Source organism: Arthrobacter sp. Hor0625, assembly GCF_052567525.1.
Map to the genome: position 1 here is coordinate 3,352,246 of NZ_CP199586.1, position 16,953 is coordinate 3,369,198.

17 protein-coding genes are annotated in these 16,953 nt (G+C 68.7%); 4 read left to right on the plus strand and 13 right to left on the minus strand.

The features are described 5' to 3' along the window. Positions 1 to 2 precede the first annotated feature (2 nt). A complete protein-coding gene (glnA, locus tag ACTWLI_RS15395) occupies positions 3 to 1,343 on the minus strand; it encodes a type I glutamate--ammonia ligase (RefSeq protein WP_445154630.1) in 1,341 nt (446 codons plus the stop codon). A gap of 283 nt (positions 1,344 to 1,626) precedes the next feature. Between glnA and panB the strand changes: the two genes are divergently transcribed. Then, on the plus strand, positions 1,627 to 2,541 hold the full coding sequence (gene panB, locus ACTWLI_RS15400; RefSeq protein WP_445154631.1) for a 3-methyl-2-oxobutanoate hydroxymethyltransferase: 915 nt from the start codon (positions 1,627 to 1,629) through the stop codon (positions 2,539 to 2,541). Positions 2,542 to 2,633: 92 nt separating this feature from the next. On the opposite strand, the gene ACTWLI_RS15405 is transcribed toward panB, so the two are convergent. After that, positions 2,634 to 2,801, minus strand: a complete 168-nt coding sequence (locus ACTWLI_RS15405; protein WP_157366488.1) for an SPOR domain-containing protein — start codon at positions 2,799 to 2,801, stop codon at positions 2,634 to 2,636. 166 nt (positions 2,802 to 2,967) lie between these two features. Between ACTWLI_RS15405 and map the strand changes: the two genes are divergently transcribed. Together map and ppgK are read left to right on the plus strand one after the other, a co-directional pair. Next, complete coding sequence (gene map / locus ACTWLI_RS15410) at positions 2,968 to 3,846, plus strand: type I methionyl aminopeptidase (RefSeq protein WP_445154632.1); 879 nt, start codon at positions 2,968 to 2,970, stop codon at positions 3,844 to 3,846. A gap of 64 nt (positions 3,847 to 3,910) precedes the next feature. Then, positions 3,911 to 4,714 carry a polyphosphate--glucose phosphotransferase gene (gene ppgK, locus ACTWLI_RS15415; protein WP_056740956.1) on the plus strand — a complete coding sequence of 268 codons (804 nt, stop codon included), beginning with the start codon at positions 3,911 to 3,913 and terminating at the stop codon, positions 4,712 to 4,714. A 115-nt stretch (positions 4,715 to 4,829) separates the two neighbouring features. Here ppgK and nrdR read toward each other — a convergent pair whose 3' ends face one another. From nrdR to ACTWLI_RS15430, 3 genes are all read right to left on the minus strand, one after another. After that, positions 4,830 to 5,321, minus strand: a complete 492-nt coding sequence (gene nrdR / locus ACTWLI_RS15420) for a transcriptional regulator NrdR (RefSeq protein ID WP_445154633.1) — start codon at positions 5,319 to 5,321, stop codon at positions 4,830 to 4,832. A 127-nt stretch (positions 5,322 to 5,448) separates the two neighbouring features. Continuing rightward, positions 5,449 to 6,852 carry a histidinol dehydrogenase gene (gene hisD / locus ACTWLI_RS15425; protein WP_445154634.1) on the minus strand — a complete coding sequence of 468 codons (1,404 nt, stop codon included), beginning with the start codon at positions 6,850 to 6,852 and terminating at the stop codon, positions 5,449 to 5,451. A gap of 61 nt (positions 6,853 to 6,913) precedes the next feature. After that, on the minus strand, positions 6,914 to 7,483 hold the full coding sequence (locus ACTWLI_RS15430) for a hypothetical protein (protein ID WP_445154635.1): 570 nt from the start codon (positions 7,481 to 7,483) through the stop codon (positions 6,914 to 6,916). A gap of 227 nt (positions 7,484 to 7,710) precedes the next feature. Between ACTWLI_RS15430 and ACTWLI_RS15435 the strand changes: the two genes are divergently transcribed. Beyond that, positions 7,711 to 8,169 (plus strand): flavin reductase family protein, encoded by a 459-nt coding sequence (locus tag ACTWLI_RS15435; protein ID WP_056740996.1) that lies wholly within the window; start codon positions 7,711 to 7,713, stop codon positions 8,167 to 8,169. 31 nt (positions 8,170 to 8,200) lie between these two features. Here the strand turns inward: ACTWLI_RS15435 and dnaE are convergent, their stop codons facing one another. The 8 genes from dnaE to ACTWLI_RS15475 all read right to left on the minus strand — a co-directional run bounded on the left by dnaE (position 8,201) and on the right by ACTWLI_RS15475 (position 16,924). Continuing rightward, positions 8,201 to 11,758 (minus strand): DNA polymerase III subunit alpha, encoded by a 3,558-nt coding sequence (gene dnaE / locus ACTWLI_RS15440; RefSeq protein ID WP_445154636.1) that lies wholly within the window; start codon positions 11,756 to 11,758, stop codon positions 8,201 to 8,203. 61 nt (positions 11,759 to 11,819) lie between these two features. Further along, a complete protein-coding gene (locus ACTWLI_RS15445) occupies positions 11,820 to 12,767 on the minus strand; it encodes an RluA family pseudouridine synthase (protein ID WP_445154637.1) in 948 nt (315 codons plus the stop codon). Further along, entirely contained in the window at positions 12,760 to 13,410 is a 651-nt protein-coding gene (lspA, locus tag ACTWLI_RS15450; protein ID WP_445154638.1) for a signal peptidase II, read from the minus strand. Before lspA ends, ACTWLI_RS15445 begins: the two co-directional genes overlap by 8 nt. A gap of 140 nt (positions 13,411 to 13,550) precedes the next feature. Continuing rightward, positions 13,551 to 14,237: a DivIVA domain-containing protein gene (locus ACTWLI_RS15455; RefSeq protein WP_445154639.1), complete on the minus strand. Its 687-nt coding sequence runs from the start codon at positions 14,235 to 14,237 to the stop codon at positions 13,551 to 13,553. A 150-nt stretch (positions 14,238 to 14,387) separates the two neighbouring features. Then, positions 14,388 to 14,696 carry a YggT family protein gene (locus ACTWLI_RS15460; protein ID WP_445154640.1) on the minus strand — a complete coding sequence of 103 codons (309 nt, stop codon included), beginning with the start codon at positions 14,694 to 14,696 and terminating at the stop codon, positions 14,388 to 14,390. A gap of 135 nt (positions 14,697 to 14,831) precedes the next feature. After that, positions 14,832 to 15,362 (minus strand): cell division protein SepF, encoded by a 531-nt coding sequence (locus ACTWLI_RS15465; protein WP_056740942.1) that lies wholly within the window; start codon positions 15,360 to 15,362, stop codon positions 14,832 to 14,834. 84 nt (positions 15,363 to 15,446) lie between these two features. Continuing rightward, a complete protein-coding gene (locus ACTWLI_RS15470) occupies positions 15,447 to 16,202 on the minus strand; it encodes a YggS family pyridoxal phosphate-dependent enzyme (protein WP_445154641.1) in 756 nt (251 codons plus the stop codon). Beyond that, positions 16,199 to 16,924: a polyphenol oxidase family protein gene (locus ACTWLI_RS15475; protein ID WP_445154642.1), complete on the minus strand. Its 726-nt coding sequence runs from the start codon at positions 16,922 to 16,924 to the stop codon at positions 16,199 to 16,201. The genes ACTWLI_RS15470 and ACTWLI_RS15475 overlap by 4 nt, the downstream gene beginning before the upstream one ends. Positions 16,925 to 16,953: the final 29 nt, after the last annotated feature.

Here is a 16,953-nt window from a genome sequence, read left to right on the forward strand (position 1 = left end):
CCCTAAAGGATGGCCAGGTTGCGCTGCAGTTCGTAGGGCGTCACCTGGAGGCGGTAGTCCTGCCACTCGGCGCGCTTGTTGCGCAGGAAGTGCTCAAAGACCTGCTCGCCCAGGATCTGCGGCATCAGTTCCGAATCCTCCATGGTGCGGATGGCGTCGTGCAGGCTGGCCGGCAACGGGTCATGGCCCATGGCCCGGCGCTCGGCCGAGCTCAGCGACCAGATGTCGTCCTCGGCGGCGGCGGGCAGCTGGTAGCCCTCCTCGATCCCCTTGAGCCCGGCGCCCAGCAGCACGGCGTAGGCGAGGTAGGGGTTGGCGGCGGAGTCGATGCCGCGGTACTCGATCCGCGCCGACTGGCCCTTGCCGGGCTTGTACAGCGGGACCCGGACCAGGGCCGACCGGTTGTTGTGGCCCCAGCTCAGGTAGCTGGGGGCCTCTCCCCCGCCCCAAAGGCGCTTGTAGGAGTTGACGAACTGGTTGGTCACGGCCGTGAACTCGGGGGCGTGCTTGAGGATGCCGGCAATGAACTGGCGCGCGGTCTCGGAGAGCTGGAACTCCGCGCCGGCTTCGTAGAAGGCGTTGGTGTCGCCTTCGAACAGAGAGAAGTGCGTGTGCATGCCAGAGCCCGGGTGCGCGGTGAAGGGCTTGGGCATGAAGGTCGCGTAGGTCCCCTGCTGCAGGGCGACCTCCTTGATCACGGTGCGGAAGGTCATGATGTTGTCCGCGGTCTGCAGCGCGTCGGCATAGCGCAGGTCGATCTCGTTCTGGCCGGGCCCGGCCTCGTGGTGGCTGAACTCGACCGAGATGCCGACCGATTCCAGCATGGTCACGGCCGTGCGGCGGAAGTCCTGCGCGACGCCGCCGGGCACGTGGTCGAAGTAGCCGCCCTCATCCACGGGGACGGGGGCGCCGTCGGGGCCGGGCTGCTGGGACTTCAGCAGGTAGAACTCGATCTCCGGGTGGGTGTAGCAGGTGAAGCCCATGTCCGCGGCCTTGGCCAGGTTGCGCTTGAGCACGTTGCGCGGGTCCGCGGCGGAGGGCTCGCCGTCGGGCGTCAGGATGTCGCAGAACATCCTCGAGGTCGCCTCGGTCTCGCCGCGCCACGGCAGGATCTGGAAGGTGGCGGGATCGGGCTGGGCCAGCATGTCGGACTCGAACACCCGGGCCAGGCCCTCGATCGAGGAGCCGTCGAAGCCCAGCCCTTCTTCGAAGGCGCCTTCCACTTCGGCCGGCGCCAGCGCCACGGACTTCAGCGAGCCTACGACGTCGGTGAACCACAGGCGCACGAAGCGCACGTCGCGCTCTTCGATCGTCCGCAGGACAAACTCTTGCTGGCGGTCCATGGTGCCTCTTTCCGGGTTCGCATCCGTGCCCGGGCCCGTCCGATGACTCGTCACGGCTGGCGCCCGCAGCTACCTTCGAATCACTCTACTAAGCATTTCCGGCGATTGCTGGCCGGGCGGCCGGGCGTAACACGCCGTTAACACAACGCTCCGCCGGCGGCCCGTCCGAGTCCGCCGCGGCGGCACCGCGGGGCCCGCTTCGGAAGTACCGCGGGGCCGCCTCGGCGGTACCACGGTGGCCGCCCGGTGGCTCGGACCGGGGGTGGCACACTACGCTCAAGGCATGGCCCCCAGCAACAGCCCCGATTCGCCCCTGTCCGCAGAGCTTCCCGCCCCCTACGGCGACGGTCCCGCCCCGGCCGCGTCCGCGCCGTCGGCACCGTCCCCGGCCGCCGCGAAACCGGCCGGCCGGATCCGGACACACCATCTGCGCCAGGCCAAGATCAACGGTGAGCGCTTCGCCATGCTGACCGCGTACGACCAGTACGCGGCCGAGATCTTCGACCAGGCCGGCATCGAGGTCCTGCTGGTGGGCGATTCGGCGTCCAACAATGTCTTCGGCAACGAGACCTCCCTCCCGGTCACCGTGGATGAGCTGCTGCCGCTGTGCCGCGCGGTGACCCGCTCAGCCCGCCGCGCCCTCGTGGTGGCGGACCTGCCGTTCGGCAGCTACGAAGTCTCCGCCGGGCAGGCCGTCGCGACCGGCGTGCGCTTCCTCAAGGAGGGCGGTGCCCACGCGGTCAAGATCGAGGGCGGAAAGTTCTATGCCGAGACCGTCCGGGCGATGGTCCAGGCCGGCATCCCGGTCATGGCCCACATCGGTTTCACCCCGCAAAGCGAACACGCCCTGGGCGGTTACCGGGTCCAGGGCCGCGGCGACGACGCCCAGCGGCTGATCGAGGACGCCGTGGCGCTGGCAGACGCCGGTGCCTTCTGCGTCCTGATGGAAATGGTGCCGGCGCCGACCGCAGCCGCCGTCGACGCCGCCGTCGAGGTTCCCACGGTCGGCATCGGCGCGGGCAACGCAACCACCGGCCAGGTGCTCGTCTGGCAGGACATGGCCGGGTTGCGCGGCGGCAAAATGGCGAAGTTCGTCAAGCAGTACGCGGACATGCGGACCACGTTGAGTGAGGCGGCCAGGGCGTACGGCGAGGACGTCCGCTCCGGCCAGTTCCCCGGCCCCGAGCACTCCTTCTAGCAACCGGGCAGGGCCGGGAGCCTATCCCGGCTGCCGGGCCGGGCGAGGCGCCCGGCCGTCCGGGCGGCGCCGGGGCGCGCCCAGGCGCCGCGCTACGCGTCGTCGTCGTCCTTCTCCCACGCCTCGTTGCGCGCCTTGACCTTCTCGAGGGCGTGTTCGGCTTCCTCGCGGGTCTTGTACGGGCCAATCAGCTGACTCCAGTCCGACATGGCGTCTTCCTCGATCTCGTGCGTGTTCACGTTGTACCAGTACTCGGCCATCGGGTCTCCTTCTGCGCTGAACATTCGGGCTGCATTTTCCGGCTCTATTTTCCGGCTGTATTTTCGAGGCCCCATTTTCCGGGCACCATTTTTCGGCTGCATTTTCCAGCTGTATTTTTCGGGCCCCATTTTCCAGCCTGCGGCCGGGGGCTTATAGAATCAATCTATGCCTTCCCTCACCTCAACTGCACCCATCGGCACCCTTGTCCCGGGGACAGTGAGCCCGCAGCTTCCCGTGCCGGCGTCCATTCCGCGCCCCGAATACGTCGGCAAGCCGGCCCCGGCCAAGTTCACCGGCTCCGAGGTCAAGTCCGCCGAGACCATCGAGAAGATCAGGATCGCCTCCCGGATCGCCGCACAGGCCATCGTGGAGGTGGGCAAGCACATTGAGCCCGGCGTCACCACGGACGAGCTGGACAAGGTGGGGCACGAATTCCTGCTCGACCACCAGGCATACCCTTCCACGCTCGGCTACCGCGGTTTCCCCAAATCGCTTTGCTCATCCCTGAACGAGGTCATCTGCCACGGCATCCCGGACAGCACCGTGATCCAGGACGGTGACATCCTCAACATCGACATCACCGCCTTCATCGGCGGGGTGCACGGCGACACCAACTACACCTTCCTCGTGGGCGACGTTGACGAGGAATCGCGGCTGCTGGTCGAACGGACCGAGGAGTCCCTGCGCCGTGCCATCCGGGCCGTCGCACCGGGTCGGGAAATCAACGTGATCGGCCGGACCATCGAGTCCTACGCCAAGCGCTTCGGCTACGGCGTCGTCCGCGACTTCACCGGCCACGGCGTCGGCGAGGCCTTCCACACCGGGCTGATCATCCCGCATTACGACGCGGCCCCGGCCTACAACACCGTCATGGAAGCCGGCATGGTCTTCACGATCGAGCCCATGCTGACCCTGGGCACCGTCGAGTGGGACATGTGGGCTGACGACTGGACGGTCGTGACCCGCGACCGGAAGCGGACCGCCCAGTTCGAGCACACGCTGCTGGTCACGGACTCCGGCGCCGAGGTCCTCACCCTGCCCTGACCCGGCACCGCTTTCGCATACCCTGAACAAGTCCCACCCTGCCCCTGCCACGAACGGAATCCCATTGGCCAAGAAGGACGAGAAGTCGAAGAAGAACGCCCCGCTGATCGGCATCGATATCGGCGGCACCGGCATTAAGGGTGGCATCGTCGACTTGAAGAAGGGCAAGCTCGTGGGCGACCGGCTCCGCGTGCCCACCCCTCAGCCGTCCACCCCGGAGTCCGTCGCCGAGGTCGTCGCGCAGGTCGTTGCCGAACTCTCCAAGCGCCCCGACGCCCCGGCCGCCGACTCCCCCGTCGGCGTGACCTTCCCCGGCATCATCCAGCACGGCGTGGTTCACTCGGCCGCGAACGTGGACAAGTCGTGGCTGAACCTGGACATCGACGCGCTGCTGACCGCCCGCCTGGGCCGCCCGGTCGAGGTCATCAACGACGCCGACGCCGCCGGCCTTGCCGAGGCCCGCTACGGGGCCGGCGAGGGCATCAACGGCACCGTCCTGGTCATCACCCTCGGCACCGGCATCGGGTCGGCGTTCATTTTTGACGGCAAGCTCGTCCCCAACGCCGAACTGGGCCACCTTGAGGTCGACGGTTTCGACGCCGAGAGCAAGGCCTCCGCCGTTGCCCGGGAGCGTGACGGCCTGAGCTGGGCCGAGTACAGCGTGCTGCTGCAGCGCTACTTCTCCCACGTCGAGTTCCTGTTCTCCCCGGAACTGTTCATCGTCGGGGGCGGGATCTCCAAGCGCGCCGACGAATACCTCCCGCACTTGAAGCTGCGCACCCCGATCGTTCCGGCCGAACTGAAGAACGACGCCGGGATCGTCGGCGCGGCCATCGAGGTCGCGCTGACGCACAAGCTCGCGAAGTAGCCAGCGCGTAAAACGCAACCGGCCCGCAGTTGTCCAACTGCGGGCCGGCTTTTTTGGTGGAGCCGGTGGTGGCCGCGGCTTCCCCTCCGCTGCCACCACCGGAACTTGGTTGAGCCTAGAGCGGGCTCTTCTGCGGGTTCTTGCCTTCCCGTCCCTTGGACTCGGCCTCGTGGCGGAGCAGGGCGATGGCGGACTCGAAGTCTTCCAGCGATTCGAAGGCCTGGTACACGCTGGCGAAGCGCAGGTAGGCCACCTCGTCGAGGCGCTGCAGGGGGTTAAGGATCGCCAGGCCCACCTCGTGCGCGTCAATTTCGGCGGCGCCGGACGCGCGGATGGCTTCCTCGACTTCCTGGGCGAGCATCGCGAGGTCGTCCTCCGTGACGGGCCGGCCCTGGCAGGCCTTGCGCACGCCGTTGATGACCTTGCTGCGGCTGAAGGGTTCGCCGACGCCGGAGCGCTTGATCACCGTCAGGCTGGTCGTTTCCACCGTGGTGAACCGGCGCCCGCATTCGGGGCACTGGCGGCGGCGCCGGATGGCGGAGCCGTCGTCGGCGATGCGGCTGTCCACCACGCGGGAATCAGGGTTGCGGCAGAACGGGCAATACACGTCGATTCCTCCCCTGTCGCAAGCCTGCCGCCGTCGGCGGTCAGGAGGCACCGCTGGTGGAACCTCCGGGATCAGTTTACGACTAGATGTTGCTGAATAACAAGCTTGTAATTACTACATGTTGTGGTCAGGCGCCGTGGCCGTCCGCGGACTTCCCGGCCGCGAAGCGGGCGGTGACCGCCTCGCCGTGCGCCGGCAGGTCCTCGGCCCCGGACAGGCTGACGATGTGGTCGCTGACCTCGGCCAGGGCGTCCCGGCTGTAGTTGACCACCTGGATGGCGCGCAGGAAGGTCGTCACGTTCAGGCCCGAGGAGAACGCGGCGGTTCCGCTGGTCGGCAGGACGTGGTTGGAGCCGGCGCAGTAGTCACCCAGGCTGACCGGGCTGTAGTTGCCCACGAAGATGGCCCCGGCGTTGCGGATCTTCGCCGCGACGGCGGCGGCGTCGGCGGTCATGATTTCGAGGTGCTCGGCGGCATAGGCGTCGCAGGCCGCGATGCCCTGGGCCAGGTCCTCCACCAGGACGACGCCGGACTGCGGCCCGGACAGCGCCTCGCGGACCCGGGCGGAGTGCTTGGTCGCGGCTGCCAGGACGCCGAGCACCCGGCGGACGTCCGCGGCGAGGTCCGCCGAGTCGGTGATCAGCACCGAGGCGGCCTTCGGGTCGTGTTCGGCCTGGCTGATCAGGTCGGCGGCGACGAGGTCGGGGCGCGCCGTCGCGTCGGCCAGGATCGCGATCTCGGTGGTGCCGGCCTCCGAGTCGATGCCCACGACGCCCTTGACGAGCCGTTTGGCCGTGGCCACAAAGATGTTCCCCGGCCCGGTGACGACATCGACGGGGTCTATGCCGGCTTCCCCGTCGGCGCCGGGGATGCCGTAGGCGAAGGCGGCGATCGCCTGGGCCCCGCCGATGGCGTAGACCTCCTCGATCCCCAGCAGGGCCGCGGCCGCGAGGATCGTCGGGTGCGGCAGGCCGCCGAAGTCCTTCTGCGGCGGCGAGGCCAGCGCGATCGACTCGACGCCGGCGGCCAGGGCGGGGACGACGTTCATGATCACGGATGAGGGGTAGACGGCCAGGCCGCCCGGCACGTAGAGGCCCACCCGGGCCACCGGGACCCAGTTCTGGCTCACCACGGCGCCTTCGCCGAGTTCGACGTCGGTGTCGGCCGGCCGCTGCGCGTCGGCGAAGAGCCGTGCCCGGCGGATGGACTCCTCCAGGGCGGCGCGCACGGCCGGATCCAGGCCATCCAGCGCGGCGGCGAGGGCCTCGGCCGGAACCCGCGGGTGGACCTGGTCCACCCCGTCGAAGTTCCGGGCGAACTCACTCAGCGCCTCGAAGCCCCGGCTGCGGACCGCCGAGATGATCGCCTGGACTTTATCCTCGGCATCGGCGACGGTACCCTGCTGGGCCCGCGGGACCGCCGCGCGCAGGCCGGCCAGGGACAATCGCTGCCCGCGCACGTCGACGGTGCGGAACTGAAGGTCGGTGGTGGCGGGAACCGTGGGCGCGGGGCTGTCAGCTGTTGGGGTCACCCGATCATTTTACGCGCCGCCGGTGCAGGCCCCGGACGCAGCCGCCTGCCGACCGCGGTCGTTACGCCGCCGTGGACGGTCCGGCGCCGGCTGCGGCGCCGTCCGGCTCCGAACCGGTGAAGGCGGTGGCGAGGAAGAGCGCCAGGGCGGTGGCGGCGGGCCAGATGAGCAGGACCGGGTAGGCCCGGAGCGAGAACGCGATGCTGGCGCTGGCCGAGGTGTCCTCCGCGGGCCCCCACCAGCCGCCGGCGAGCACGCCGGTCCCCCATGCCAGCAGTGCTCCTGCGGCTGCGGCGGCGACGGCAAGGAACACGGCCGTGGCGCGGAGCCGGGCCGGCCGGTTGCCGGCGGCCAGGACGCCGGTCACGCAGCCGGCGAGCAGGAAGAGCCCGGCCAGGACCAGGTCGCGCGGCAGCCAGGTTTCGGGGTTGGTGCCGGAGCCGAGGGTCGCGTCCCGGGTCAGGAGGTTGAGCCCGGCCGGTGCCAGCAGCCACCACAGCAGGCCCAGCGGCAGGCCGCCGGCGGTGATGGCGGCCGGGACAAGCCAGGGCCGTCGGCGCCCGGACCGGGCGGCGGTGCCGGGGCCGCCGTCGTGGACGTGGATCGGCGGGTGCACCGCGGGGTGGGTCATGGAAGCCACCTTAACAAAGGAAGCGGCGGCGCCGCGCATTGCCCTGTCCGGCGCCGCTCACCGCGCCGCGTCGAGCCGCGCGGATGACGGGAGGGTGACGTCGAATACCGCCGGTGCCGTACGGCGGAATACGCTGGCAGGGAGCAACACTCGCAGCACCAGCACCAACAGGGAGATGAAACACCGTGGCCACAGCCGAAGAAGCCTTTGAGGGAACGTTCAAGGAGATGTTCCGCCGGCACGCGGCCGGCGTCGCGATCATCACCGCGAACTACCAGGGCGTGCCGTACGGATTCACCGCCACGTCCGTGGCGTCGCTGTCGGCCCGGCCGCCCCGCTTCACCTTCAACATGGCCCGGACCTCCCGGTCGTGGCCGGCCGTGGCCAACACCAGCTACATCGGCGTGCACATGCTCGGCCTCGAGAACCAGGAACTGGCCGACCGCTTCGCCCGGACCCGGGACCGCTTCGAGGGCGACCACTGGGAACTCGGGCCGCACGAGGTGCCGATCCTCAAGGACGTCTCCGGCTGGCTGATCGGCAAGATCCAGATGCGGCTCTCGTTTGAAAACAACGCCGTGGTCGTCGTCGAGGTCGTCGACGGAGCCGTCGGCGGCGAGTCCCAGCCGTTGCTCTACCACGGCGGCAGCTACAGCCGGCCGGTGCCGCTGGACTACGAGATCTAGGCGGCCGCCGCGCCCCGGCCTGCCGTCAGGATTAGCTGTCCAGGCAGGTCGGGCCGAGCAGCACCTTCAGGTCGCCGAACAGCGACGGGCTGGGGTTGACCCGCAGGTGCACGGGCAGGCCCATGACCTCCACACGGGAGTCGCCGTGCAGGTGCAGCCGCACCTCGGACTTCCCGCGGTGGGTGCGCAGCACCTCGCCGAGCTCGTTCACGACCGCTTCGGTGGCCTTGTGCGTCGGCATGGTGATCACCAGCGGCCCGTCCAGGCCCTCGCTGAGGTCCGGCACCGAGAGCTCCATGCAGTTCAGCGCCACCGCGCCGTCGTCGCGGCGCTGCAGGCGGCCCTTGACGACGACGATCAGGTCCTCGGCCAGCACCGAGGCGATCGGACCGTAGACCTGCCCGAAGAACATCACTTCGACCGAGCCGCCCAGGTCCTCGATCTCGGCGCGCGCGTAGGCGTTGCCGCTGGCCTTGGCGATCCGCCGGCTGAGCGAGGTGATCATGCCCGCGATGGTGATGATGGCGCCGTCGTGCGGCCCGTCCTCGGCGATGATCGAGGTGATGGACTGGTCGGCGTGCTGGCTCAGCAGCCCTTCGAGGCCCTGCAGCGGGTGGTCCGAGACGTAGAGGCCCAGCATGTCCCGCTCAAAGGAGAGCTTGTCCTTCTTCTCCCACTCGGGCAGGTCGGGGATCTCGATGCTCAGCGAGGACTCCGACTCGGTGTCGTCGATGCCGGCGAACAGGTCGAACTGCCCGATCGCCTCGTTGCGCTTGAGGGTGATCACCGAGTCGATGGCTTCCTCGTGGATCATGGCCAGGGCCCGGCGGTGGTGGCCGAGTGAATCGAAGGCGCCGGCCTTGATCAGCGATTCGATGGTCCGCTTGTTGCACACCACGGCCGGGACCTTCATGAGGTAGTCCTTGAACGAGGTGTACGCTCCCTCGCGCTCCCGGGCGGCCACCATCGCGTCGACGGCGTTGGCGCCGACGTTGCGGATGGCGCCCATGCCGAAGCGGATGTCGTTGCCGACCGGGGTGAAGTTCAGCGCGGACTCGTTGACGTCCGGCGGCAGCACCGTGATGCCCATCCGGCGGCACTCGTTGAGGTAGATCGCCGACTTGTCCTTGTCGTCGCCAACGCTGGTCAGCAGGGCCGCCATGTACTCGGGGGCGTAGTGCGCCTTCAGGTACGCGGTCCAGTAGGAGATGACACCGTAGGCGGCGGAGTGGGCCTTGTTGAAGGCGTAGTCGGAGAAGGGCAGCAGGATGTCCCAGAGGGTCTTGACCGCCTCCATGGAGAAGCCGTTGTCCTGCATGCCCTGGGAGAAGCCGGCGAACTGCTTGTCCAGTTCGGATTTCTTCTTCTTGCCCATGGCGCGGCGCAGGATGTCGGCCTGGCCGAGCGTGTAGCCGGCGAGCTTCTGCGCCACGGCCATGACCTGCTCCTGGTAGACGATCAGGCCGTAGGTGCCGCCCAGGATCTCGGCCAGCGGCTCTTCGAGCTCCGGGTGGATCGGGATGACTTCCTGGATGCCGTTCTTGCGCAGGGCGTAGTCGGTGTGGGCGTTGGCGCCCATCGGACCCGGCCGGTACAGCGCGAGGACGGCGGAGATGTCCTCGAAGTTGTCAGGCTTCATCAGCTTCAGCAGCGACCGCATGGGTCCGCCGTCGAGCTGGAACACGCCCAGGGTGTCGCCCCGGGCCAGCAGTTCGTAGGAGGCGGCGTCGTCCAGGGCCAGGGATTCCAGGTCCAGGTCGATGCCGCGGTTCATCTTGATGTTTTCCAGGGCGTCGGAAATGATCGTCAGGTTCCGCAGGCCCAGGAAGTCCATCTTGATCAGGCCAAGGCCCTCGGACGTCGGGTAGTCGAACTGCGTGATGACCTGGCCGTCCTGGAAGCGGCGCATGATCGGGATGACGTCGATGATCGGGTCCGAGGACATGATGACGCCGGCGGCGTGCACGCCCCATTGCCGTTTCAGGCCCTCGATGCCGAGGGCGGTCTCGAAGACCTTCGCGGCTTCGGGATCCGTGCTGATCAACTGGCGGAAGTCCCCCGCCTCGCCGTACCGCTTGGCCTCGGGGTTCTGGATGTCGGCCAGCGGAATGTCCTTGGCCATGACGGCCGGCGGCAGCGCCTTGGTCAGCTGCTCGCCCATGCTGAACGGGTAGCCGAGCACGCGGGAGGAGTCCTTGAGCGCCTGCTTGGTCTTGATCGTGCCGTAGGTGACGATCATGGCCACGCGCTCGTCGCCGTACTTGCGGGTCACGTAGTCGATGACCTCGGACCGGCGCCGGTCATCGAAGTCGACGTCGAAGTCAGGCATGGAGACGCGGTCCGGGTTGAGGAAGCGCTCGAAGATCAGCCCGTGGTGCAGCGGGTCAAGGTCGGTGATACGCATGGCGTAGGCCACCATGGAGCCCGCACCCGAACCACGGCCGGGCCCGACCCGGATGCCGTTGTTCTTGGCCCAGTTGATGAAGTCGGCCACCACCAGGAAGTAGCCCGGGAAGCCCATCGAGGTGATGACGTCGAGCTCGTAATCGGCCTGGGCGCGGACCTTGTCGGGGATGCCCTGCGGGTACCGGTAGTGCAGGCCCTTGTCCACTTCCTTGACCAGCCACGAGGTCTCGTCCTCGCCTTCCGGGCAGGGGAAGCGGGGCATGTAGTTCGCGCCGGTGTTGAAGGACACCTCGCACCGCTCGGCGATCAGCAGGGTGTTGTCGCAGGCGTCCGGGTGGTCGCGGAAGAGTTCGCGCATTTCCTGCGGCGACTTCAGGTAGTAGCCGCTGCCGGAGAAGGCGAACCGCGAGCCGCCGTTGTCGTAGGTGGGTTCGAGCAGCGTCGAGCCGGACTGGATGGCCAGCAGCGCCTCGTGCGCCTTGGCGTCGTGCTCGTGGGTGTAGTGCAGGTCGTTGGTGGCCACCAGCGGCAGGTTCAGTTCCTTGGCCAGCCGCAGCAGGTCGCCGGTGACGCGCCGTTCGATGTCCAGGCCGTGGTCCATCAGCTCGCAGAAGTAGTTTTCGGCGCCGAAAATGTCGCGGAACTCGGCCGCTGCCTCGAGGGCTTCGCGGTACTGTCCCAGCCGCAGCCGGGTCTGGATTTCCCCGGACGGGCAGCCGGTGGTGGCGATCAGCCCCTCCGAGTAGGTGTTGAGCAGTTCGCGGTCCAGCCGGGGCCACTTGCCGAACACCGAGTCCAGGGAGGCGATCGAGGAGGCGCGGAAGAGGTTGCGCATGCCGGTGTTGTTGTAGCTCAGCAGCGTCATGTGCGTGTAGGCACCGCCGCCGGAGATGTCGTCTTTGCGCTGGTTTTCCTCGCCCCAGCGCACCCGGCTCTTGTCGGTGCGGGCGGTGCCCGGGGTGACGTAGGCCTCGACGCCGATGATCGGCTTGATCCCCTTGTCCGTGGCCCGCTTCCAGAAGTCGAAGGCGCCGAAGAGGTAGCCGTGGTCCGTGGTGGCCAGGGCGGGCATGCCCAGCCGCTCGGTCTCGTCGAAGAGCTCCCCGAGCCTGGCCGCACCGTCCAGCATGGAGTACTCGGTGTGGTTGTGGAGGTGGACGAACGAGTTGTTGCTGGAAGTCACCGAATCATTCTAGTGCCGGGCACCGACAGATCCGTGCCCGGCACGCACAGCTCAGCTCAGTTCAGGCCTGGCCGGACTCCAGGACCTCCAGCGCGTACTTCAGGTCCTGCGGATAATCGCTGGTCACGGTGACCCGTTCCCCGGTCCGGGGATGGTCGAAGGACAGCTGCCGGGCGTGCAGCCACTGCCGGGTCAGGCCCAGCGTGGCGGCGAGCCGCGGATCGGCGCCGTAGGTCAGGTCCCCGGCGCAGGGATGGCGCAGCGCGGAGAAATGCACGCGGATCTGGTGGGTGCGGCCCGTCTCCAGGTGCACCTCCACCAGCGAGGCCTTGCCGAACGCTTCGAGCACCTCATAGTGGGTCACCGAGTCCCGGCCGTCCTCGATCACGGCGAAGCGCCAGTCGTGGCCCGGGTGCCGGCCGATCGGCGCGTCGATGGTGCCGGCCAGCGGGTCGGGCAGGCCCTGCACGACGGCGTGGTAGACCTTGTCCACCGTGCGTTCCTTGAAGGCCCGCTTGAGCGCCGTGTAGGCGTTCTCGGTCTTGGCGACCACCATGACGCCGGAGGTGCCGACGTCGAGCCGGTGGACGATCCCGGCGCGTTCGGGCGAACCCGAGGTGGAGATCCGGTAGCCGGCTCCGGCGAGGCCGCCCACCACCGTGGGGCCCACCCAGCCCGGAGAGGGGTGCGCGGCAACGCCGACGGGCTTGTCGACGACGACGAATTCGTCGTCGTCGAGCAGGATCTTCAGGCCTTCCACGACTTCCTCCACAACTTCGAGCGGGTCCCGGCGCTGCGGGATGACGACGTCGAGCGCGCCACCGGCGCTGAGCTTCAGGGATTTACCCACCGCCTGTCCGCCGCTGCGGACATGGCCCTCGGCGATCAGGGCCGCGGCCTGGGACCGCGACACACCCATCAGTTTCGCCAGGCCGGCGTCCACCCGCGCACCGGCGAGCTCCTCCGGCACGGTGAAGTGCCGCTCTTCCGGCAGCCCGGGCTCAGACATGGTTCTCCGGGGCTGCGGGCCCGGCGTCCGCCTGGTCCTTGCGCGGATGCAGGCGGGAGCCGTCCAGGCTGATCCCGCGCAGCGTCAGCAGGCAGATGATGACCACCGAGGACACCACCGCGGAGTCGGCGATGTTGAAAATCGCGAAGTTCGGCAGCTGGATGAAGTCCACGACGTGGCCCATCGCGAACGAGGGCTCGCGGAAGAGCCGGTCCGTGAGGTTGCCCAGCGCGCCGCCGAGCAGCAGCCCGAGGGCCAGCGCCCACCAGACCGAGCCGAGCCGGCGCAGCTGCAGCAGGATGGCGACGGACACGGCGGCCATGATGATGGTGAAGACCCAGGTGACGTTCTCGCCGATGGAGAAGGCCGCCCCGGAGTTGCGGATGTAGTACCAGTGCAGCAGGGGCGGCAGCACCGGGATCCGCTCCCCCTCGGTCATGGTGGACGTGACCCAGAGTTTGGTGAGCTGGTCGAAGGCGTAGGCGAACACCGCGAACCCGGCGAACAGGGAAAGCAGCAGCGCGCGGCGCGGGGTGCGCGGCTGAGCAGTTGCGGGCGCTGCGGCTGCGGGCGCCGGGGCGGCGTCCGCCGGCCGGGCGGCGTCCGCCGGCCGGGCGGCGTCAGGGGTTGGTGCGTCAGTCATGGTGCTTTCGTTCCGGTACCGGGGGTGGGGTGCCGCCGGCGGCCGCGGCGTGGGCGGCGGCAGCTGGGGGGCGGTTAATGCCAAAAGCCGGCGGCCGAGGAGTCCTCAGCCACCGGCTTTCAGAATACGGGTAAAACGTCCTAGCTGGCTTCGACCTCGGGGGCCGCGACCGAGCCGCGGGCGTCCAGGTCGCGCAGCTGGCCTTCGATGTAGGCCTTCAGGCGGGAGCGGTAGTCGCGCTCGAAGCCGCGCAGCTGCTCGACCTTGCGCTCCAGCACGGAGCGCTGCTGCTCGAGGGCGCCGAGGATCTTGCGGGACTTTTCCTGCGCGTCGTTGACCAGGCTGCTGGCTTCGATCTGGGCCTCGGCGATGATCTTGTCACGCTGCTGCTCGCCGTCGGCGACGTGCTTGTCGTGCATCTGCTGCGCCATGGCCAGCAGGCCGGCGGCGGATTCGGCGGAAGCGGTGGCGGCCACGGGGGCCGGGGCTGCTGCCGGGGCGGGAGCCTTCTCGGCTTCCTTCTTCTTCGCTGCCTCGGCGGCTTCGGCGGTCTTGGCCTCGGCTTCCGCCTTGGCGCGGTCTTCCTTTTCGGCCTTGACGGGTGCAGGCACCTTTTCGACCACGGGGGCAGCAGCGGCGGAGCTGGCGGCCGTGCCGGAACCGGCTTCGGCGAGCTTCTTGCGCAGCTCGTCGTTCTCCTGGTTCAGGCGTCGGAGTTCGACGACGATCTCGTCCAGGAAGTCATCAACCTCGTCCTGGTCGTAGCCCTCGCGGAACTTGGTCGGCTGAAAGCGCTTGTTGACAACGTCTTCTGGCGTCAAAGCCATCTGGTCACCTCGTTGGTCTAGTTAGTCAGGAGGCCTTCCGGCCGTCAAAACTACGGTACCTAAATTTGGTCTGGTTCCTCTAATTCAACACCGCAGTGTCAAACCGGAGTTTTATGTCTTTAGCGAAAAAATGCGGGCCCGCCGGGCCGGTCACCCGGCGATCGACTGGGTCACGGTGAAATACCGGGCTATGCCCATGGCCACGGAGACGGCCAGGAAGAGCACCAGGAACGCGAGGTCCAACGAGATGCCGCCCAGCCGCAGCGGCGGCAGCACCCGGCCCAGCAGTTTCAGCGGCCGGTCGGTGACGGAGTACACGGCGTGGGCCGTGACCAGTGCCGCGCCCCGGGGACGCCAACTGCGGGCGAACATCTGTACCCAGTCGAAGATCAGGCGGATGATCAGCGCCACAAAAAACAGCAACAGGGCGATATAGACAAGTCCGAAAACAATTCCCATGAGCTAACTCAAATCTCCATGATCATTCCGGATACCGCGGTGTCCTGACAGTCGTTACGCATCTATTCCAACACGGATCTCCAGCACGGATGCCAGGCGGGTTTCCCCGCCTGGCATCCTGGACCTGGTTCCGGGCTAGCTCTGGTTGAAGAAACTGGCCTGGGTTTCGCTGATCTTCTTGTCGTCGCCGATGACTTCGACGTACGAGGGCGAGAGCAGGAACACCTTGTTGGTCACGCGCTCAATGCTGCCGCGCAGGCCGAAGACGAGGCCGGCGGAGAAGTCGACCAGCCGCTTGGCGTCGGCCTCCCCCATGTCGGTGACGTTCATGATGACGGGAATTCCGTCACGGAAGCTTTCGCCGATCAGCTTGGCGTCGTTGTAGGACCGCGGGTGGATCGTCGTGATCTGCCGCAGGCCGGTGGTCTCTTCGCGGCCGGCGGCCGCTCGCTTGATGGGTGTCACGGGTGCGCGGTATTCCTCTTCAGCGGCGTAGGACTCTTCCCTGGGGGCTTCACGGACCGGGGCCGGCGCGCGGCGCTCCTCACGGTCGTGCTCCATGGGTTCATCCTCATCCTTGTGCGGGGCGTGGTGCTCGGACTCGTAGTGTTCGTCGCCGTCAGCGAGCCCAAGATAGATCATTGTCTTGCGCAGAGCGCCAGCCATGGTCGACTCCTAATCGTGTCCGTTTTGCGGGCCGCTCAGCCAGTGCTCTTGGAATCCCCGCCATTACCTTCCAATACGTTGAACCTACCGCACGGCCGGGCGGGGACCGAGAATATCGGAGCCAATGCGTAGGTGTGTCGCCCCGGACCGGATGGCCTGCTCCAGGTCCTGGCTCATGCCCGCGGAGATGCCCGTGGCGCCGGGGTGGCCGACGCGGAGCCGGGCGGAAATGTCCGCGAGCCTTTCGAAGGCCGGCCCCGGATCCGACCCCAGCGGCGCCACCGCCATGACGCCGGCCAGCCGCAGCCCTTCCGCGGCGGCAATCCGGTCGGCCAGGTCGGGGACATCGGCGGGAAGCGCCCCGCCCCGGTGCCCACCGGCGGTCGAGTCGAGGCTGACCTGGATGAAGCACTCCAGGTCGGCCCGGCCGGTGCGGTCCTGCTCCCCGCGGACCGCTTTGGCCAGCGCGTCGACCAGCTGCGGCCGGTCCACCGAATGCACGGCGTGGGCGTACTTGACGACCGACTTGGCCTTGTTGCTTTGGAGCTGGCCGATGAAGTGCCAGTGCAGCGGCAGCGCCTGCAGCCGGGCGGCCTTGTCGGCGGCTTCCTGGTCGCGGTTTTCGCCGACGTCGGTGACGCCGAGCGAAGCCAGCCGTGCGACGTCCTCGGCCGGGTGGAACTTGGTGACCACGATCAGGCGGGGCGCCGTATCCCGGCGACCGGCCGACGCCATGGCGGCTTCGATCCGCTCCCCCACCGCGTGCAGGCGGCCGGCCAGCTCGGCGCGGCGGGGGTCCTCCGCCGGGCCGCCCGGAGCGCTGCCCACGACGCCGCTCATCCTGCAGCCGCCGCGGCGGCCGGGGCGGCGGTCCACGCGAGCCCGGCGAACCGGCCGGTGTGCTGGTTGCGCCGGTAGGAGTAGAGATCCTCGTCCTCCCTGGTGCAGCCTCCGGAGTATTCGACCGTCACCCCCTCGTCGGCGAGTTGGCTGCGGACCCCGGCCGGCAGGTCCAGCCCCGGGGTGCCCTGGGCGGTGGTGCACCAGGCGGCCGGGACGATGGCTGCGACGTCGGCACGCATGCCCTCGGGGACTTCGTAGCACCGGCCGCAAATGGATGGCCCGATCCAGGCGCTGACGCCGGTGGCGCCAAGGGCGCGCATCCGCGCGGCGGCGGCGGGGACCACGCCCGCGGCCAGGCCGGGCCGGCCCGCGTGTACGACGGCGAGGACCGGGCCGGCACCGGAGGTCCGGTCGCCGACGAGAACGACCGGGACGCAGTCGGCCACCATGACCGCTAACGGTTCCCCGGTGGAGACCATGGCATCGGCGGTGGGCGCCTGCTCCGGGGCCTCGCCCTCGGCCAAGGCCACGGTGTTGCCGTGGACCTGGTTCATGAACCGGAAGCCGCGGGGCCCGAGCCCGGCCGCGTCCGCGAGCCGGCCGCGCCGCCGGCGGACCGCTTCGGGGTCGTCGCCGACGTGGAGTGCCAGGTTGCCGGCGGCGGCATTGGTAAAGGCCACCCAGACCCCCGGCCGCACTTCAGACCGCCACGAGAACATTCAGCACACCGTCATTTCAGGAGCCGTCA